This is a genomic window from Stenotrophomonas sp. CASM110, from assembly GCF_049384345.1.
Taxonomy (GTDB): domain Bacteria; phylum Pseudomonadota; class Gammaproteobacteria; order Xanthomonadales; family Xanthomonadaceae; genus Stenotrophomonas; species Stenotrophomonas muris.
Genome location: NZ_JBMRGI010000017.1, coordinates 40,233 through 55,157, shown reverse-complemented (window position 1 = coordinate 55,157; position 14,925 = coordinate 40,233). Strand labels below are relative to the sequence as shown.

Annotated in this window: 29 protein-coding genes; 13 read left to right on the top strand and 16 right to left on the bottom strand. The window is 63.5% G+C overall.

Annotation, left to right across the window (positions count from 1 at the left end; genetic code table 11):
• Nucleotides 1–16 precede the first annotated feature (16 nt).
• The 11 genes from VG561_RS15160 to VG561_RS15110 form a co-directional block, all read right to left on the bottom strand.
• Nucleotides 17–1,048, bottom strand: a complete 1,032-nt coding sequence (locus tag VG561_RS15160) for a hypothetical protein (protein WP_283241187.1) — start codon at nucleotides 1,046–1,048, stop codon at nucleotides 17–19.
• Nucleotides 1,049–1,131: 83 nt separating this feature from the next.
• Nucleotides 1,132–1,605, bottom strand: coding sequence for a hypothetical protein (locus tag VG561_RS15155; RefSeq protein WP_169410786.1), 474 nt, complete (start codon nucleotides 1,603–1,605; stop codon nucleotides 1,132–1,134).
• Nucleotides 1,602–1,853 carry a hypothetical protein gene (locus VG561_RS15150; protein ID WP_169410784.1) on the bottom strand — a complete coding sequence of 84 codons (252 nt, stop codon included), beginning with the start codon at nucleotides 1,851–1,853 and terminating at the stop codon, nucleotides 1,602–1,604. Before VG561_RS15150 ends, VG561_RS15155 begins: the two co-directional genes overlap by 4 nt.
• A 1-nt stretch (nucleotide 1,854) precedes the next feature.
• The gene (locus VG561_RS15145; protein ID WP_099497968.1) at nucleotides 1,855–2,067 is read right to left on the bottom strand and encodes a hypothetical protein; all 213 of its coding nucleotides are present in this window, start codon (nucleotides 2,065–2,067) and stop codon (nucleotides 1,855–1,857) included.
• Nucleotides 2,064–2,393: a hypothetical protein gene (locus VG561_RS15140; protein ID WP_169410782.1), complete on the bottom strand. Its 330-nt coding sequence runs from the start codon at nucleotides 2,391–2,393 to the stop codon at nucleotides 2,064–2,066. Before VG561_RS15140 ends, VG561_RS15145 begins: the two co-directional genes overlap by 4 nt.
• Entirely contained in the window at nucleotides 2,390–2,902 is a 513-nt protein-coding gene (locus tag VG561_RS15135) for a glycoside hydrolase family 19 protein (protein WP_423179759.1), read from the bottom strand. The genes VG561_RS15140 and VG561_RS15135 overlap by 4 nt, the downstream gene beginning before the upstream one ends.
• A 323-nt stretch (nucleotides 2,903–3,225) precedes the next feature.
• The gene (locus tag VG561_RS15130) at nucleotides 3,226–3,387 is read right to left on the bottom strand and encodes a hypothetical protein (protein ID WP_423179758.1); all 162 of its coding nucleotides are present in this window, start codon (nucleotides 3,385–3,387) and stop codon (nucleotides 3,226–3,228) included.
• Between the two features lie 15 nt (nucleotides 3,388–3,402).
• Nucleotides 3,403–3,936 carry a hypothetical protein gene (locus VG561_RS15125; RefSeq protein WP_423179757.1) on the bottom strand — a complete coding sequence of 178 codons (534 nt, stop codon included), beginning with the start codon at nucleotides 3,934–3,936 and terminating at the stop codon, nucleotides 3,403–3,405.
• Nucleotides 3,923–4,138 carry a hypothetical protein gene (locus tag VG561_RS15120; RefSeq protein WP_423179756.1) on the bottom strand — a complete coding sequence of 72 codons (216 nt, stop codon included), beginning with the start codon at nucleotides 4,136–4,138 and terminating at the stop codon, nucleotides 3,923–3,925. Before VG561_RS15120 ends, VG561_RS15125 begins: the two co-directional genes overlap by 14 nt.
• On the bottom strand, nucleotides 4,135–4,596 hold the full coding sequence (locus VG561_RS15115; protein WP_423179755.1) for a RusA family crossover junction endodeoxyribonuclease: 462 nt from the start codon (nucleotides 4,594–4,596) through the stop codon (nucleotides 4,135–4,137). Before VG561_RS15115 ends, VG561_RS15120 begins: the two co-directional genes overlap by 4 nt.
• Nucleotides 4,593–4,829: a hypothetical protein gene (locus tag VG561_RS15110; protein ID WP_423179754.1), complete on the bottom strand. Its 237-nt coding sequence runs from the start codon at nucleotides 4,827–4,829 to the stop codon at nucleotides 4,593–4,595. Before VG561_RS15110 ends, VG561_RS15115 begins: the two co-directional genes overlap by 4 nt.
• Before the next feature lie 95 nt (nucleotides 4,830–4,924).
• Here VG561_RS15110 and VG561_RS15105 point away from each other — a divergent pair, with 95 nt between their 5' ends.
• The gene (locus tag VG561_RS15105; protein ID WP_423179753.1) at nucleotides 4,925–5,530 is read left to right on the top strand and encodes a hypothetical protein; all 606 of its coding nucleotides are present in this window, start codon (nucleotides 4,925–4,927) and stop codon (nucleotides 5,528–5,530) included.
• 8 nt (nucleotides 5,531–5,538) lie between these two features.
• Here the strand turns inward: VG561_RS15105 and VG561_RS15100 are convergent, their stop codons facing one another.
• The 4 genes from VG561_RS15100 to VG561_RS15085 all read right to left on the bottom strand — a co-directional run bounded on the left by VG561_RS15100 (nucleotide 5,539) and on the right by VG561_RS15085 (nucleotide 9,119).
• Entirely contained in the window at nucleotides 5,539–6,081 is a 543-nt protein-coding gene (locus VG561_RS15100; protein ID WP_423179752.1) for a hypothetical protein, read from the bottom strand.
• Complete coding sequence (dnaB, locus tag VG561_RS15095; RefSeq protein ID WP_423179751.1) at nucleotides 6,078–7,562, bottom strand: replicative DNA helicase; 1,485 nt, start codon at nucleotides 7,560–7,562, stop codon at nucleotides 6,078–6,080. The genes VG561_RS15100 and dnaB overlap by 4 nt, the downstream gene beginning before the upstream one ends.
• Nucleotides 7,559–8,404: a hypothetical protein gene (locus VG561_RS15090; protein WP_423179750.1), complete on the bottom strand. Its 846-nt coding sequence runs from the start codon at nucleotides 8,402–8,404 to the stop codon at nucleotides 7,559–7,561. The genes dnaB and VG561_RS15090 overlap by 4 nt, the downstream gene beginning before the upstream one ends.
• A 271-nt stretch (nucleotides 8,405–8,675) precedes the next feature.
• On the bottom strand, nucleotides 8,676–9,119 hold the full coding sequence (locus VG561_RS15085) for a phage regulatory CII family protein (protein WP_289213959.1): 444 nt from the start codon (nucleotides 9,117–9,119) through the stop codon (nucleotides 8,676–8,678).
• A gap of 147 nt (nucleotides 9,120–9,266) precedes the next feature.
• On the opposite strand from VG561_RS15085, the gene VG561_RS15080 reads away from it, so the two are divergent.
• Nucleotides 9,267–9,746: a hypothetical protein gene (locus tag VG561_RS15080; RefSeq protein ID WP_401728058.1), complete on the top strand. Its 480-nt coding sequence runs from the start codon at nucleotides 9,267–9,269 to the stop codon at nucleotides 9,744–9,746.
• A gap of 149 nt (nucleotides 9,747–9,895) precedes the next feature.
• On the opposite strand, the gene VG561_RS15075 is transcribed toward VG561_RS15080, so the two are convergent.
• On the bottom strand, nucleotides 9,896–10,204 hold the full coding sequence (locus VG561_RS15075; RefSeq protein WP_423179749.1) for a YdaS family helix-turn-helix protein: 309 nt from the start codon (nucleotides 10,202–10,204) through the stop codon (nucleotides 9,896–9,898).
• Here VG561_RS15075 and VG561_RS15070 point away from each other — a divergent pair.
• The 11 genes from VG561_RS15070 (at nucleotide 10,203) to VG561_RS15020 (ending at nucleotide 14,925) form a co-directional block, all read left to right on the top strand.
• Nucleotides 10,203–10,688 (top strand): helix-turn-helix domain-containing protein, encoded by a 486-nt coding sequence (locus tag VG561_RS15070; protein WP_414934575.1) that lies wholly within the window; start codon nucleotides 10,203–10,205, stop codon nucleotides 10,686–10,688. The genes VG561_RS15075 and VG561_RS15070 overlap by 2 nt on opposite strands.
• A gap of 133 nt (nucleotides 10,689–10,821) precedes the next feature.
• Nucleotides 10,822–10,986 (top strand): hypothetical protein, encoded by a 165-nt coding sequence (locus VG561_RS15065; RefSeq protein ID WP_249327206.1) that lies wholly within the window; start codon nucleotides 10,822–10,824, stop codon nucleotides 10,984–10,986.
• Nucleotides 10,987–11,220: 234 nt separating this feature from the next.
• Nucleotides 11,221–11,598, top strand: coding sequence for a hypothetical protein (locus VG561_RS15060; RefSeq protein WP_414934576.1), 378 nt, complete (start codon nucleotides 11,221–11,223; stop codon nucleotides 11,596–11,598).
• A 158-nt stretch (nucleotides 11,599–11,756) separates the two neighbouring features.
• Entirely contained in the window at nucleotides 11,757–12,098 is a 342-nt protein-coding gene (locus VG561_RS15055) for a hypothetical protein (protein WP_423179748.1), read from the top strand.
• Nucleotides 12,095–12,331, top strand: coding sequence for a hypothetical protein (locus VG561_RS15050; RefSeq protein ID WP_099497979.1), 237 nt, complete (start codon nucleotides 12,095–12,097; stop codon nucleotides 12,329–12,331). Before VG561_RS15055 ends, VG561_RS15050 begins: the two co-directional genes overlap by 4 nt.
• Nucleotides 12,328–12,537 (top strand): hypothetical protein, encoded by a 210-nt coding sequence (locus VG561_RS15045; RefSeq protein WP_099497980.1) that lies wholly within the window; start codon nucleotides 12,328–12,330, stop codon nucleotides 12,535–12,537. Before VG561_RS15050 ends, VG561_RS15045 begins: the two co-directional genes overlap by 4 nt.
• On the top strand, nucleotides 12,534–12,674 hold the full coding sequence (locus VG561_RS15040; protein ID WP_289213953.1) for a hypothetical protein: 141 nt from the start codon (nucleotides 12,534–12,536) through the stop codon (nucleotides 12,672–12,674). Before VG561_RS15045 ends, VG561_RS15040 begins: the two co-directional genes overlap by 4 nt.
• Complete coding sequence (locus VG561_RS15035; RefSeq protein WP_423179747.1) at nucleotides 12,671–12,928, top strand: hypothetical protein; 258 nt, start codon at nucleotides 12,671–12,673, stop codon at nucleotides 12,926–12,928. The genes VG561_RS15040 and VG561_RS15035 overlap by 4 nt, the downstream gene beginning before the upstream one ends.
• A gap of 39 nt (nucleotides 12,929–12,967) precedes the next feature.
• The gene (locus VG561_RS15030) at nucleotides 12,968–13,489 is read left to right on the top strand and encodes a hypothetical protein (RefSeq protein WP_423179746.1); all 522 of its coding nucleotides are present in this window, start codon (nucleotides 12,968–12,970) and stop codon (nucleotides 13,487–13,489) included.
• A gap of 84 nt (nucleotides 13,490–13,573) precedes the next feature.
• A complete protein-coding gene (locus VG561_RS15025; RefSeq protein ID WP_423179745.1) occupies nucleotides 13,574–13,867 on the top strand; it encodes a KTSC domain-containing protein in 294 nt (97 codons plus the stop codon).
• A gap of 206 nt (nucleotides 13,868–14,073) precedes the next feature.
• Nucleotides 14,074–14,925 (top strand): hypothetical protein, encoded by an 852-nt coding sequence (locus VG561_RS15020; protein WP_423179744.1) that lies wholly within the window; start codon nucleotides 14,074–14,076, stop codon nucleotides 14,923–14,925.

Genomic DNA, 14,925 nt, shown 5'->3' with positions numbered 1-14,925 from the left:
CAAGTCAACATCCTGCTCAACCCAAGTGGAATCTTGGCTCAAGCGCGGGCCGCAGCATATCGACGAAATCCGCAGCATTCTTGAAGTAGTTGCGGAACGCGTTTTGGATCGCCGCTGGGTTCTCACCACTAACAAAGACAACATCATCCTCAGGGTACTGCTTTTCGATCCTGTCTCGATGAGCGAGTGCAGCGCGACTTTTGCTGAAACCTTGGACCCGCAGCTCATCGCCCGTAAAGTGCAGCACGATATTCGCCTTCCTCGGTATTTCAGCGTTACTTCTGCGAGCGAGCGCAAGATTCGAGATGGTATGCAGATTAGCTTCTAGCTCCTGCATTTCTGCAACCAGCTCGTCATCGCTCAGGTTTGGACAGTAACCCGAACGCCCCTCCCGAGTTCGAGCAATATACTCGCTAGCCAGAACAAAAAGACGTTCTCGCTGCACGTTCACACCCTTATCGAACTTGATTCGGTGTCCATCGAGAAGGTCGCTAATCTCGACAGCAGTCGCCCACGCATGCTGGGCTTTGGTCCGGTACTGAATCTCGATCCTGAGACCGTTGTACGCGCTGCCGGTGCTGCTTTCGTCCACCAAATAGGAAAAAACATCGTGCACACCACGATATCCAGTGTCCTTAGGGGTAGCGATGTAGTCGTACTTCTCAGGGTGCAACCTGACATGCCTCGCGCGGCTCTGGTGAAACTTCTCTCTAAAGGCCTCCAAATCTTCGATTCGATCAAAGATCAGCCTGCATCCAGCGAGATCGTGCATCGTCGACAGGTCGCGAGCACGACCAGTCTTAAGCTTGTCAATGATCGTATTCAATCGCTTCAATCGTTGAGCAAAAATTACCGGAAAATCATCCTGACTATAGATGTATCTAGTCAGAGTATTTCTGAAAGTAGTCAAGACGAACGCATGTGAATTTCGCCAGTTCCTGACAATCTCCTCATCATCCGGACTTCCGATGTCTTGAGCGACTCGCTCTCCTGCCCGCCTAACCGCTGAGCGCGTGTGCAAGGAGGGGTCACCGTAGGAATAAGGCATTGCTTTGCGTCCTAGCCCAATGTCTGGCCGGATCATACACCTACTCTTCATTCAGGAGGACAGAGAGACTTCTCATCACGCCGCTATCTGCCGCTGCTACCCATGGCCAATATTACTGCTTGACAGGCACGGACGTGGTCGTCCGCGTCTCGTCCGATTTGAACAAGAGCTCCCGCGACCTCTGCTCGTAGTTGGGCTGCCTGGTCACGTTCGACGGCGCCGGCGGCGGCTTGGGACAGGCGAGCGGTATTGCAGGTGGCGAGGTCGTCGCGCAGCTGGAGGCTGCCATCGCGCACGCCAGCAGCAACATCAGCAGGGACGGCCGTGGCCGCGGTGCGGTCTTCTTCATGCTTGGCTCCGATGGTGGCCAGCGCCTCGGCCTGGCTGTGCTCGACGGCACGGGTCTCGGTGAGCTGCTGAACCTGGCCAGCGCTGGTGCTGGCCTCCTGCCGGGCTTCGCCGGTCTCGGCGCGGTCGCCGCGCCAGGCCCAGCCGGCACCGAACATGCCAGCGGACCAGGCGACGAACACCAGCAGGTAGAGGGCAAGCCGGTTCACGGCTCGATCTCCCCACCGACTGTGATGGGCGAGACCAGCTCGCAGTCCTGCGGCAGCAGGCAGCAGGTCAGCTCCAGCAGCTGGTCGATCACCCAGCACCAGAGGTGCAGCGCTGGGATCTTCGGCGTGCCGGTGACCTGCTCCTCGCTGTCCACGCAGCGCCACGCCGGAACACCGAACAGGGTTCCCTCATGAGTCATGCCATTCGCCAGCGCATCTGCCTTCGTGACGTAGATCAGCTCGCGCATATCAGCCTCCCGGCCTACGGGTCATCCCGAAGAAGTAGCCGATCACCATGCCGGTGGCATTGTTCAGGCCGCCGATCAGCATGCCGAACGAGTCCTTGTTGGCCTCGGGGATCGAGATGGATACCAGGGCGGCCATGGCCATGCCGACCAGGAACAGCACCAGCACGGCAATGCCGACGCGCGCAGCGCCAACATTTCGGGTCGCGAAGGTCATGCGGCACCTGCCAGTGAATGAATTTCCTCCAGCGCCCAGTGGTAGAGGGGCTGGTCGATGATGGTCACGCGGGTAAGGCGCTTACCGCGCACCTCCTTCACAGCCACCTGGGTGGACTGCTGGACCGCCAGCAGCACGAAGGCGATGCGCTGTTTGGTCGGGTCCGGCTCCTGCAGGACCGCCAATGCATCGCTGACCATCTCGCGGATGGCCAGCAGCAACTCCGCAGTCGGGTTCTTGGCCTTGCGGCTCTCCAGCACCACCAGCACGCCCTGCAGCTGGTTCACCGGCGAGAGCTTCGGGGCTTTCTTCTTCGCCGCCGTCATGCGAGGCCAAACAGCTTCTTGGCCTGCGCCAGGCGGTGCTTTCGATCTTCCAGCCCGTTGGTGCCGCCGTTAATGCGCCGGGTCACCGCCGCCACGTCGTCTCGGTCAGCCAGGGCGTTCAGACCTTTGCGCTTCCAGAACCAGCCAGCAGCTGCCACTGCCCACGGCAGCTGCGCAACCAGTTCGGGGGAGCGGACGAACAGGTCGCCCTGCCCCATTGCGTGGCTGAAGGTCGCGTAGTTCTCGCGCCCCGTCAGCTGGATCAGGCCGCGTCCCTTGAAGCGCACGCCGTCACCCGGCTGCAAGTTGCCCAGGTCGGCCCGGCCTTCGTAGGCGCGGCCCGAGGCGTACTCGGTGGCAGTGCGGAAGCCATCCGATTCATGCGCAACCTGAGCCAGGAAGTGCGCCTTCTGAAGCGCGGTCACAATACCGAACTGGATGCACGCATCCTCCAGCGGCTGCGCGTACTGGCCGGCGCCCATGGCGGCCGCTACGGTTTCGGTGCTCACCAAGGTCTCTCCTGCATAGGTGCCCGCCCCGCAACCGGCTGGTACGCGAGGATGTGGTTGGTCCGGGGGGCTGCGGGCGTAGAGGGCCGATCACCACCGCTGCCTAGGCGATGCCTGGCCTCCAAGGACCGTGCGCAGGCCGCCCGCCTGCGTTGTCGCCAGCCCCAATCGCCTCACGGCGAGCGGAGGGGGTTTCGGCGCGGTGGTTGATCGGTGTTCGGGTCCCGGAAACGCAGAAGCCCCAGCGCAGGGCTGGGGCTTCAGGTACAATTCTTGACAGTTGCAGAATTAGGGCATCTGACTGTGCAACTTGTCAAGCTCTATCAGTAGCCATCCTTCTCTGCCTCGGCTCGAACCACCTCACCAACGGCCTCAAGAACGCCCTTATAGAGCTTTGCGGCCTCGGCGGCATCTACGTAGCCGTCGCGATGGGAAATAACGGCGACCACGATGTCGCGCGCAATCTCGGCGTTGCTTGCACTCATGTCCTACCCCTGTGATTAAGCGGCGATCCTGCCGCCCATGAAGTCTACCCCGCGCTGCAGCTCCCGGCGGTACTGCCACACTGACAACGTGCCGCCGTACTTCTCGGCCACCATGCGCGCCTTAACCGCCTGGCTGGCCGACACGGTGAACTCAGTCCGGACGATCAGGGCGCGCATCGGGTACTGCCGTTCCATCGATGCCAGCGCCCGGTCGATCCAACGCAATTCATCCGGAACGCCGACATCGACAGCGATCTCGGGGTTGTCGTGGGGATGGTCTGCGTCGTTGGAGGCGCGAATCGGATCTGCAGCCCACAGGGGAACGATGCGCAGGCCTTTCACGCCGGCGCCAGCCGCCATCAGGCGGCGTCGGTCGGTGCCGTCGCGGCCAACCAGATCCTGGATAGCCCGCTCCCGCGTCAGCGGGGCATGATCGCGAACCTTGTCCAGGACATGCACGCTCCTGTCGGCGCGGCTAAGTGCAAACCGATTCACCTGGGCGTGGCCCCAGCGTCGCAGTTCTTCGGTCAGCGGATCAGTGTTGCGCATCGCGCATTCCCTCCAGTACGGCGTCATCGAATCGGAATACCGGCAGCTTGCTGTCGGTGTCGCAGGTACCGGCCCTGTCGGGCCAACCTTTGCAGTGGAACCCTGCAGCGCCAGTGGCGCGGAACAGGCAGACCGAGCAACGGCCATGCTTCTGCAGGTAGGACCGGTAGCGCTTCTGCAATCGCAGCTCGGCGCCGGTCATGCGGCCAGACCATCCAGAAGTGAAGGCGCCGCGGCGAGATACTCGATGGAAACCTCCAGCCGCGCGCCCTTTCCGTCTGGCTCCATGCGTTCCAGGAGGGTCCGCCGGATCTGCTTGTCGTCCACCCAGGCGATGCCGTTCAAGGCATCCGACAGCACCTTCTCGCAGTTTCCGAGGTCGATGCACTGGACGGTGTCATCCCAGGTGTGCGGATCCTTCCGTGCGCGCTTCGCCCAGTCCTGCGGCCGGTGCGGGAACAGCTTGATGTGCAACCCCACGCGGCCGGTCGCCGGCGCGCGAATGCCTGCCGCCCTGGCGAGGTGGCCGACCGCCGCCTTGTAGTTCTTCGCGTCCTCAGTCACGTAGGTGATCGCCAGCGGCTTCGGCTTCCTCGGAATAACGCGCACGGCCCAGTAGCGGTTCGAGCTGATCGGATACGGGAGGGTGAGGTGGATCATCGTGCGGTCTCCAGCAGCTGCAGCCGGGAAAGGGTGACGTTCAGGGCGGCAAGCTCGTCCATCTTCATGACGAGCCACATGCGCTTCTGCCCGTGGATTCCGTTGAAGCTGCCCTGATGGCAGTCCTTGCACAGGGCCACGGTCGTGAAGTGCTGCCCCTGGTTGATGTGATGGGCGTCGCTGGGTCCTGGCGCGTCGCAGACGCTGCACTTCAAGAGTTTCACCGCGTTCACGTGCCGCTTCTCAGCCGGGGTGAAAGCCTTGGAATTCTTGCTCCTCACGCGCCCCCCCCGAGCGGTAGAATCCGCTCCACCAACAGGGGAAATTCATGAAGCAAGGACGTACAGACAGGGATTGGGCGGTGGTTGCGTTGATGGCCTTTTTTGCGGGCGCATTCCTTGTATGGGCGCTTCTGAGCAAGCACCCACCACAGCCCCGCCCGCCGCTCGACGTCGATTGGCCGGCATGGGTTCAAGCGATTGGCAGCGTAGTGGGCATAGCAGTAGCGATCTACGTCCCGTGGCGCCAACGTCGACTTGCAAGAATCGACGAAGAGCAGGTACGGAAAGACAAAGTGAAGATTATGCGGATGGCACTTTCCGCTGCTGCCGGACAGTATCGAGGAAGCCTTGCCGCTGCATTCCAATACTTGGAAGAAGCGCATGAGGTCCGCAAACGCTTGCCGAAGAACGGGATTCGAAGACCGCTCGAGTTCGACCAGTTCAGGAGTGAGCTCTATTTGCTCGGGGAGCAGGGTGAGCGAGTGAACAGACTCATTGCATCCCACACCACGATGAGCGGGTCGGTAATGGCAATGCAAACGTCCAAGGGTCTCAGCCCGAGCTTCATGAAGATCGCCAGGCGAAATTTCCCCGCGATGATCAAGCTTGCAACAGAAGTAAGCGACGAATTGGCCAGAACGACCGAAGGCTAAGGGGAAAATCACGCAACCCTCCTGTTCTGCCCTGCCATGTTCCAGAAGTCGGCGCGAACGTCGTCGAGCATCACGTGGGTGTAGTGGCAGCCGATGTGCTCGGTGATTCCATCGAACAGGACCTGAAAACGGTCCTGTTCCATCTCGTCGAAGGACAGGCTTTCCGCCTGCTTGACCATCAGGCGGCCGACGCCGGGTACGTCGATCTCCATTTCCTCGCAGCAGGTGCCGGACTCGCGCTGTAGGCGCTTCACCGCGTCGTGGCTGCCGAGCTGCTCCCAGCCCTCCACGTTGTCGACCATGAGCTGGCCGATCTTGTGAACCAGGCGATGCTGCCAACCCTCGCGTGGCTGCTTTAGTTCTGCGCGGACCTCGCGGCCCACTTTGAACTTGCGCTCGCGTAGCAGGCGCTGGTCCACATCATGGGCCGGCACCAGGGCGCCAATCAGCTCCCCGGTGCTCGGGTCGATCAGCTTCGCCACCACCAGGTAGATCGGCCGGCGCGCTCGCTTCGCCCGGATCTTCCGCGCAGCTGCTGTCATTGCGGTCATGCGTCGTCTCCCGCGGCAAGGTCGCGGCGGCTGCGACGGCGGCGGCCAGATGCCGGCACGTCGAAGTCGTCATCGCCACCACCGACGGTGGCTGTGCCCTTCAGCGAGTAGTTCGGCCGTGGGCCGGTGTAGTCATCGAAGGCACTGCACTGCAGCCGATGCTGCAAATAGCAGGTGCCGGTCTCGCCCTGGCGGTTCTTCGCCACGATCAGTTCGGAGATCCCCGGCGCGCCGCAGGACTCCTTGCTGTAGTAGTCGTCGCGATACAGGAACGCGATCACGTCGGCGTCCTGCTCGATCGCGCCGGACTCGCGCAGGTCGGCCATGCCCGGGCGCTTGTCGGTCTTCGTCTCGACCCCGCGGTTGAGCTGCGACAGGGCCATGACCGGGCAGTTCAGTTCCTTCGCCAAGCCTTTCAAGCGGCGCGAGATGTACGAAACCTCATCGTTCCGGTTCTCCGACTTCGCCTTGCCGGTCAGCAGCTGCAGATAGTCCACCACGATCAGGCCCAGGCCGCCGGGCACCTTGGCGTGCATGCGGGAGGCACGCGCTGCCAGAGCGTCTACCGATAGCGCGCCGCAGTCATCGATCGCCAGCGGCAGCGACTGGATGTAGTTCCGAGCCTGCGAGAGGCGCGCCCACTCGTCGTTGTTCAGAGCGCCCTTCTCGCGCATGCGATTCAGGTCGACGCCGGCATGGGCCGCCATCAGCCGCAGGCTCCACTGCGAGGCGGACATCTCCAGGCTGAAGGCCGCGACGTTTCGGCCGCCGGCAGCCGCGTCCTCGGCCCAGTTCAGGGCATGCGCGGTCTTGCCCATGGCCGGGCGCGCGCCCAGCACCATCAGGTCGGTCGGCTCCAGGTAGGGGATCTTGCGGCGCACGCTGCTCCACTTCGGGACCAGGCCCTGCGTGCCCTCTCCGTGGAACCGGGCTTCCATTTCGTCCCAGGCCTTCTGCACGCCGCTGCGTACCATCACCAGGCCGCCGCTCCCGCTCGACTTCACGGTCAGGCTGGCCAGCTTCGTCGCCGAGGCAGACACGACCTCCTCCGCTTCGTCGTCGCTGGCGCCGTAGGCGCTGTCTGCGATGTCGGTAGTGGTCTCGATCAGCTGCCGCAGCAGCGCCTTGTTGCGCACGATCTCCGCATAGGCGCGAACGTTGGCCGCCGAGGGCGTGCTGCCGGCCAGGTCGTAGACGGTGGCCACCAGCTCCTGCGCGCCGATCTCGACGTTGGCCGTGATCCAGTCGCCCACGGTCACCACGTCGACCTCCCGTTTCAGGTCGGCCACGCCGCAGATGCCCTGGTAGATCAGCTGGTGCTCGCGGCGGTAGAAGTCTTCCGCCGCCAGCTGGTCGCGGATCTGAGCCAGCGATTCGCCCACCAGCAGCAGCGCGCCGAGGACCGACTGTTCGGCCGGCACGGAATGCGGCGGCACGCGCAGCTGTGCGACGTTGTCCAAGTAATCGGGCACCGCGCTCACGCAGCCTGCTCCTGCTGCGCCTGCTGATCCTGGCGGTCACGTTCCCGCTCAGCGTCGCGCTCGCGCTTGACCTGGACGCCACTGGTCGTCAGCTCGCAGCCGCCTGCAGGCGGGCACCACCAGAGCTTGAACCAGTTCCGGCGCACGGCATCGCGGAAGTGAGCACGCCAATCCTTCTGCTGCTTGCCGCTGTCGCGGTGCTTGATGGCGAACTCGCGCCAGGCCAGCGCCACAAATTCGCGCGGAATGCCGGCGTCCTCGGCGAAGTCGAAGATCGGGTCATCGGTGCGGATCGGGCGCTCACCGGCAGCCCGGCAGGTCTCGATGAAGGCGTTGAAGGTGACCTTCTCCCGCTTGGGCCGGCCGCCCTTGCCCTGGCCAGATTTGCCACCGACTGCCCCACCGGCGGCAGCCGGGGGGGTATGGGGGGGCTTTTCTCCCTTTCCCTTCCCTTCCTCTCCACTCCCCTCCACTCCGGGGGGGGAGGACTCTTCGAGCCCTCGACGATCATCGTTCGAGAATGAGGGATGCTTGTAGGTGGGACGGTCGATTTTCTGATGCTTCTTCCACCCTGTGACGTGCAGATACTGCTTGTCGCCGTTGTTATAGAAGGCGATCAGGGAATTCGACGACAGCTCGTCGAGCATTCCCTGAACATCCGTCGAGGAGATATCGTCACCGGGGAAGATTTCAGCCTTCACGGTCTTGGCGCTGGCGACGTGATTGCCGCCGTCGTCGCAGAAATTCCAGAGACCGATGAAGAGCAGCCGAGCCATCGGCGAGCATTCCATGACCTGCTCGCTGGACCAGAACTCAGGTTTGATGGAGCGAATGCGGGCCATTACTTTTCCCCCAGAAGATCAGGGGCCGTGTCTCCGGCGCGCCGCGCTTCAGCCCTGGCCTGCTCCTCGGCACACCTCCGGCGGTGGTCCGCACGTTCGGTGTCGGTCATCGGCTCGCTGCTGGCGATGACGTCTAGACAGCGCTGCAGCTGCCGGAGCGTATCGGGTAGTATTTTCACGGGGTGTCCCCCTCGTTGGGCGGACACCCATGCTGTAGCACGGGCACGCCGATTGCGTGCCGTAACTGGCGCGAATACGCGGGCAGTTACGCTCATACCCCACCCCGCTCCGCCGCTGCCTCAGCGTGCTGGCTGACCTGCACAAGCGCGGCCATGACCTGCTGGCAGGCGCGCGCGATGGCATCAGCCTCATTCGGGGTGATGCGGTTATCGGCCATCGCTTCCGAGACCAGCTCGGCCAGGTCGCCCTTTGCGGCGGCAGCCGACAGCAGTGCGGTGATCAGGGTGCCCGACTCAGGCGCGTCGACCCGCTGGGCGATGAAGCCGTGTTCTGCGCACAGCGCATGCAGGATCCGGTAGTCCCCGGTCCGTGCCATAAGCGTGTCCGCCTCCTGCAGGCTGAGCAGGTTGCGGTCCGTGTTCGGGTTTACCTTGCCGCGCAGGGTCGCGGCGGACATGCCCATCCTGGGCGCCAGGGCCTCGCTGCCGCCCCGGTACTGGTGGACGGTGTCGTAGGCGGCATCTGTGACATTCATGGGCGGGGTACTCGATTGGAGACTGGGCGACAGCGGCGGCGCAGGATGGCGCCATGGACAACGTCACATCAGGGATGAAGGGAGTCGCCCTCCTTGAGGAAGGCTGCGGTCACCACACGCACAGCCGATGCCCGCAAGGAGGGCGACATGGAACTGTTGGACAGGGGCTTTCAGGAAACGCTTCTGCAGGAGCTGGCGACGCTGTACCCAGAGGACGCCGACGTCGCCTCCTTGCCCGCGCATGGGGAAGGAAACCGGCTGCTGGTCAATGCAACTTATTTGGCCGAGCACGGCTTGATGGAAGTCCGCCTGAGGAGGCTGGATGGCCGATTGACACTTTCCTTTGCCAAGATCACTGCGAAGGGAATGGACTTCCTCGCCGGCGACGGCGGGCTCGGGGCCATTCTTGGCGTGGTCACGATCAAGCTCCACGAAGAGACGCTCCGTCATCTGATCGAAGCGAAAGTCCTGGAGTCAGACCTGCCCCAGACTCAAAAGCAGCGATTGCTCGATCAGCTGCGACAGCTGCCCGCCGAGACCACAAAACACCTTGCCATGCAGCTTGTGGACGCGGGCTTGAAGAACTGGCCACTCGCACTCCCGCTACTGCAAAGGTTCTTGAGTTGACCTGCGGCCGCGCCATGACAAGCCAGCTGTCTTCGGTGAGTGGAATCAGGAACTCATCGAGTTCGATGAGCCCCTGCTCGTCTTCGACAAACAGGCCCCTGGCCGTGACCACCAACGCGTGGATCTTCACAACAGGAGTGCCGGCCATCTCAGGCCGCCTCCTGCTGGTCGTCGTTGGCCGCCGGGGGACCGAACACGTCAGGCCGCAGCAGATGGCGGGAAACGCCGGTGGTTGCCTCGATGGCGAGGACGTGCTCAGCAGGAACCTTGCCGCGCTTTCGCCAGTTGCTGACCACGTTCTGGGCAACGCCAATGGCGGCAGCGAGCTTTCCGACGCCGCCAGCTGCTTCGACTGCTTGGGTTAGAGTGCTCATGCCCCAAACAATCACATATCGTGATCTCCCGGTCAACACATATCGTGTTAGACGGCCATCACGCTCCGTGAAGAATGGCCGCATGGCCTTCTCCGACAACCTCAAACGGCTGCGTCTGGCGCGTGGAATGACGCAAGAGCAGCTTGCGCTCGCCTGCGGCTGGTCAGGCCAAAGCCGTATCGCCAACTACGAATCATCAGCTGCCAGCGCCAGGGAACCAAAGGTGTCCGAGGTTCCTCTTATCGCCTCGGCTCTGGGAGTTGCGGTCGCCGAGCTGTTCGGCGACTTGCCTGTGCCGTCTCAGGTTCAGCGACTGGACTTTGCAAGGATCTCCGCCGCGGTCACTGTGCTTCGGACCTACCTTGAATTGATGGGAAAGCCCATCGAGATGGTCGAGGACCCGGTGCTATTGGAAATCGCGTACGAGGTGGTTCAGGAGTTCGGCGGGGAGGCCCCAGCCGACAACGTTCTGGACCTGACCAAGGTGCTTGCTGACAGGATGAGAGGGGGCAACGTTGAGCGATCGATTCGGGGAACTGGCAAAGCGGTTGGCGGCTCGCACGGCTGAGCTTGAATCGAAGGCACCCATCAGGCCAGCACTGCAGCTTGTGCCCTGCGTGCCCCGTCCTGGGATGGACGATCTGACACGAGAATCGCACTGCAAGATGATTCGGCACCTAAGGCGCCGATGGGGATTCCCCATGCAAATCATCATCGACCAGACCATCTTCGGCTTGGCGGGCATCGAGCAGTTGAGCGATGAAGCGCTAGTGCAACTGCACAGCGACCTTGAACGAGCCCAGGATTGCATGCGCGAAGGCATTAGTTTCGAGGACGCCGGGTTGCTCCGCTCGCGGTTTGGATGAATTTCACATTTGGGCTTCCGAAGCGCGAACAACTTTTATGGAGACGTTATGAATAGATGGATACTTCTCGCCGCAATGGTTTCGGTCCCGGCTGCGGCACAGAGCCCTAGCAGCTTGAATTCACTATCTTCTGTGGTCAACGACGCAAGAAGTACCTGCAGCGCAATGGCTTCAAGCCACCACGACAGCGAACGCCTAGACGCGCTAAAGCGTCGCTTGGAAGCAGAGGAGGCAATGCAGCGGCTGCGAAATGACGTCGATCTGTACGGCATCGGCCACGGCCGTGAGAACACCAGGCGATACATGCTGGAGGCGATGGAGCGGCAGGCTAAGCTGGATAGCGAAGCCATCGATCGCGGCATTCTCACTACCAAGGAACGGGACGCTGAGGTTGTCGCCTGTGTGGCGGACGCGGTGCCGAAGGGGAAGGCCGCCTATTCGGCGTTCAAGAAGGGGAAACGCGCGCCAGCAGATCTCAACCTCGCGAATGATCTGATGACCTCTTGGCTGGTCAACATTGAGACCATCTCGATCAACCAGCCCGAGGGCACTAGCGACTCGGTGGAAGCTTGGAAGCGTGCCAAGGCGGCCGTCGAGCTCAGCTCTCCGTAGAGCTACGTCCGTCTCCGCGAATGCCGCGCAAAGCCCCGCCAGGCGGGGCTTTTTGCTGAGCCAAGAAAAATAATCACGCATCGTGTTGACACCGTGCATCACGTTATGTGATTCTCCGTTCCGTCGACCAGCACCGTGCTGGACCGCCGGAGCCCGAGATGGACCAAACCGCCCTCAATTCAGCTTCCCACCGCGCCCAGGCAAGCTGGGAGAACCGCGAAGACCCGCGCATCGCCGCTGAGGCGGCCATCGACAGCACTGCACTGGAGGCCCTGCGCGCCGCGCCGGCCATGCTCGAACAGACGTTCGGGTTCCAGTCGCCTGCCTTCTGGGCCAAGGCCGCCCGCCTGCTGGATGCCCAGCAGGACACCGCCTTCGCGACCCTGATCCGCGAGGCCCGCGACGCCTACGTCAACGAGGAAATCGAGGACGCAGCCGACGACAGGGGCCTGTCCGCCAACGGCGCCATCGACCATCTGCTTGCGGAGCGCGCGGCATGAGCGCCACCGCCCTCCAGGTCCTCGACGACGAGATCGAGGTCATCAGCCAATCCCTCTCCCGACACCGCGCCCGTGCAGACCGCACCGCCGCACGTAAGGGCGAGCGCGATATCCACGCCGACCGGGTCTGCGATTGGGCGGAGTACCGCCGCGACCGGTTGCGCGCCGCAAGGGCCGAGATTGCCCGCCTCATCGCCAGCAACCAGCACGCAACCGAAGGAGCCACCGCATGAACACCAACGTTCGCCAGATCCGCGAGTTCCAAGCCGTGCGCGACGCGATCGCCTGCACCGGCCTGAGCCCGGCGCCGCTGTTCCAGCGCCTCAATGCCGAGCAGCGCCGGGGCTATCGCGGCCTGTCGGTGGTCGACAACGCGCTGCGGCTGCGCCGCCAGTTCCGCGACGAGTTCAGCAACCAGCCTGGCCCGGAGGCCGCATGAGCTTCGAACACGCAATCCGGAAGGAAACCGTGCGCATGTCGATCGAGTTCATCGCCTACGGCGCGCTAATCGGCTTCATCGTCGGCGCGGCCGCCGTGCTGATCTTCCAAGACATGTTGAAGGCGGTGATGTCGTGAACCGCCGCCTCGCTTACATCGTCGCGCCGGTGCTGATGTGGGGGTTGATCTGCGGCTTCGCTGCCGCTGGCGCACTGCTGGCCATCGTCCACGGCAATTACCTGTCACTGCTGATGGCCCGCGCGGTGCTGGCCGGCGCTGCCTATCAGACCGCCCTGGAATGGTTCCGCGCCGAAAAGGCGCTGACCGAGCGCCGCAGCGGCATCCAGTCCCTGACCTCCGCCATGCCGCTACCGGCGGAAGACCTGCAGTAGCCCACTGCCGGCCCGGCCGGCTCAATCGACGAGGTCCACATGTTCCACCTGAAGAGCAACCCGGCGGCCGTCTCCAACGTGAACTTGCGCATCGAGAAGCACGGCGATGAGCGGCACTTGGCGGTCGACCTTTCCATCACCACCAGCACCAGCAACCTGGTGCTGGACCACTTCGACAAGGAACTGCGCAAGGCGTTGTTCCGCAAGCCGGGCAAGGGTGAGCAGCAGTCGCTGCCGACCATCGGCGACCACCTGACCGAGATCAAGATCCCGAGCCTGGAACCGATCAAGGTGGGCCACGAGTTCAAGGGTTTCGAGCTGCAGATCGACGGTGAGCTGGACAGCACCCAGCCGATCTTCCTGGTGGACGTGAAGCTCAAGAAGTTCGTGATCGCCCCGAAGGAAGGCGGCAGCGTCGAGCTGACGTTCAAGGCCTCCGCCAGCGTCACCCCCGACGAAGTTGCCGAACTGACCGAAGCGCTGATCCGCGAAAACGTCGTCCTCACTCTTCAGCCCGGCCAGGCCGGCGAAACCACGCAGCAGGAAGACCTTGCTGCCTGATCCCCCGTCCCTGCGCCTCCCCCTGCGGCGCAGGGCTGACAGCCCGGAAAGACGGGCAACCCTCTACCCGCCCTGGAGCACAACATGATCAGCACCACTCCGGCCACCGGCCGCATCCAGCTGTTCGACGTCGACAGCTCGCAGATCCACAGCATCGGCCACGATGCCGCCACCAACACCCTCGCAATGCGCTTCTACCGCGGCTACGGCGACAACAAGGTGCCTGCGGCGGTCTACCACTACGCCAACTTCAGCGCCGAGGAGTTCCAGGCGTTCAAGGACGCCGACTCCCTCGGCAAGCACTTCGGCGCGTACATCAAGCCGTTCCCGGAAAAGTACCCGTACCACAAGGTCGCCGAGCAGCAGCAGGCCGCCTGATTGACTACGGAGCGGAATGCGCAGGCTGATGCGCGCGGTGAAGCACGTGCCGGTTCGACTCCGGTGATGGGGCGGTCCCCTGACTGCTAGGCCAGCAGATCGAGCGAAGGCGGTTCAAGTCCGCAGTAGGCCATGCCGGGGATCAGCGCCGGCCCTCTCCCCCCTATTCCATGTACGCCGGCCCTGCCGGCCGGAGATACATCGACATGAACGTTCCCGCCACCCAGCAGCAGACCGCGCTCGCCCCGCAGCAACGCCAGCAGTTCGACCTCAGCCCGCAGACCTTCGAACAGGCGATTCAGTTCTGCGACTACCTCGCCGAAAGCGACCTGGTCCCGAAGGACTTCAAGGGCAAGCCCGCCAATTGCCTCATCGCCATCCAGTGGGGTGCCGAGCTCGGCCTAAAGCCGCTGCAGGCGCTGCAGAACCTGGCCATCATCAACGGCCGCCCCGCCCTCTGGGGTGATGCGGTCATCGCTCTGGTACGCAGCTCGCCGCTGTGCGAGTACATCACCGAGGCGGACGACGGCGGCACCGCCGTGTGCCGCGTGAAGCGCCGCGGCGAGTCCGAGGAGGTCCGCACCTTCAGCATGGACGATGCCAAGGTGGCCGGCCTGCTGGGCAAGAGCGGCCCGTGGACGCAGTACCCGAAGCGCATGCGTCAGATGCGCGCCCGTGCCTTCGCCCTGCGCGACGTCTTCCCCGACGTCCTGCGCGGTATGCCCATCGCCGAAGAGATCATGGACATCTCGCAGGCACCCGCTGCCAGCGGCGAGCAGCAGCGCGCGCTCCATGAGGTCCAGGCCGACAAGCAGCTGCCGCTGTACTCGGAAGCCGACTTCGCGGCCAACCTGCCGAAGTGGTGGGACATCATCGCCAGCGGCAGGAAGTCGGCTGAGGACCTGATCGCCACGCTGCAGACGAAGGCTCGCTTCACCGCCGACCAGCTGCAGGAGATCCGCAACCCACCCAAGGACGAGACTGAGGGCGAAGGCGAGGCGCACAACCACATCGCTACCGATGCCGGCTCCGCGACTGCGACTGCGGTGGAGGGCTGA

Bases quoted from the DNA above. Each gene is read 5' to 3' on its own strand.
- VG561_RS15160 (WP_283241187.1), bottom strand. From the start codon at position 1,048: ATGCCTTATTCCTACGGTGACCCCTCCTTGCACACGCGCTCAGCGGTT.
- VG561_RS15150 (WP_169410784.1), bottom strand. From the start codon at position 1,853: ATGCGCGAGCTGATCTACGTCACGAAGGCAGATGCGCTGGCGAATGGC.
- VG561_RS15145 (WP_099497968.1), bottom strand. From the start codon at position 2,067: ATGACCTTCGCGACCCGAAATGTTGGCGCTGCGCGCGTCGGCATTGCC.
- VG561_RS15140 (WP_169410782.1), bottom strand. From the start codon at position 2,393: ATGACGGCGGCGAAGAAGAAAGCCCCGAAGCTCTCGCCGGTGAACCAG.
- VG561_RS15130 (WP_423179758.1), bottom strand. From the start codon at position 3,387: ATGAGTGCAAGCAACGCCGAGATTGCGCGCGACATCGTGGTCGCCGTT.
- VG561_RS15125 (WP_423179757.1), bottom strand. From the start codon at position 3,936: ATGCGCAACACTGATCCGCTGACCGAAGAACTGCGACGCTGGGGCCAC.
- VG561_RS15120 (WP_423179756.1), bottom strand. From the start codon at position 4,138: ATGACCGGCGCCGAGCTGCGATTGCAGAAGCGCTACCGGTCCTACCTG.
- VG561_RS15115 (WP_423179755.1), bottom strand. From the start codon at position 4,596: ATGATCCACCTCACCCTCCCGTATCCGATCAGCTCGAACCGCTACTGG.
- VG561_RS15105 (WP_423179753.1), top strand. From the start codon at position 4,925: ATGAAGCAAGGACGTACAGACAGGGATTGGGCGGTGGTTGCGTTGATG.
- VG561_RS15100 (WP_423179752.1), bottom strand. From the start codon at position 6,081: ATGACCGCAATGACAGCAGCTGCGCGGAAGATCCGGGCGAAGCGAGCG.
- VG561_RS15090 (WP_423179750.1), bottom strand. From the start codon at position 8,404: ATGGCCCGCATTCGCTCCATCAAACCTGAGTTCTGGTCCAGCGAGCAG.
- VG561_RS15085 (WP_289213959.1), bottom strand. From the start codon at position 9,119: ATGAATGTCACAGATGCCGCCTACGACACCGTCCACCAGTACCGGGGC.
- VG561_RS15080 (WP_401728058.1), top strand. From the start codon at position 9,267: ATGGAACTGTTGGACAGGGGCTTTCAGGAAACGCTTCTGCAGGAGCTG.
- VG561_RS15070 (WP_414934575.1), top strand. From the start codon at position 10,203: ATGGCCTTCTCCGACAACCTCAAACGGCTGCGTCTGGCGCGTGGAATG.
- VG561_RS15075 (WP_423179749.1), bottom strand. From the start codon at position 10,204: ATGCGGCCATTCTTCACGGAGCGTGATGGCCGTCTAACACGATATGTG.
- VG561_RS15065 (WP_249327206.1), top strand. From the start codon at position 10,822: ATGCAAATCATCATCGACCAGACCATCTTCGGCTTGGCGGGCATCGAG.
- VG561_RS15060 (WP_414934576.1), top strand. From the start codon at position 11,221: ATGCAGCGGCTGCGAAATGACGTCGATCTGTACGGCATCGGCCACGGC.
- VG561_RS15055 (WP_423179748.1), top strand. From the start codon at position 11,757: ATGGACCAAACCGCCCTCAATTCAGCTTCCCACCGCGCCCAGGCAAGC.
- VG561_RS15050 (WP_099497979.1), top strand. From the start codon at position 12,095: ATGAGCGCCACCGCCCTCCAGGTCCTCGACGACGAGATCGAGGTCATC.
- VG561_RS15045 (WP_099497980.1), top strand. From the start codon at position 12,328: ATGAACACCAACGTTCGCCAGATCCGCGAGTTCCAAGCCGTGCGCGAC.
- VG561_RS15040 (WP_289213953.1), top strand. From the start codon at position 12,534: ATGAGCTTCGAACACGCAATCCGGAAGGAAACCGTGCGCATGTCGATC.
- VG561_RS15030 (WP_423179746.1), top strand. From the start codon at position 12,968: ATGTTCCACCTGAAGAGCAACCCGGCGGCCGTCTCCAACGTGAACTTG.
- VG561_RS15025 (WP_423179745.1), top strand. From the start codon at position 13,574: ATGATCAGCACCACTCCGGCCACCGGCCGCATCCAGCTGTTCGACGTC.
- VG561_RS15020 (WP_423179744.1), top strand. From the start codon at position 14,074: ATGAACGTTCCCGCCACCCAGCAGCAGACCGCGCTCGCCCCGCAGCAA.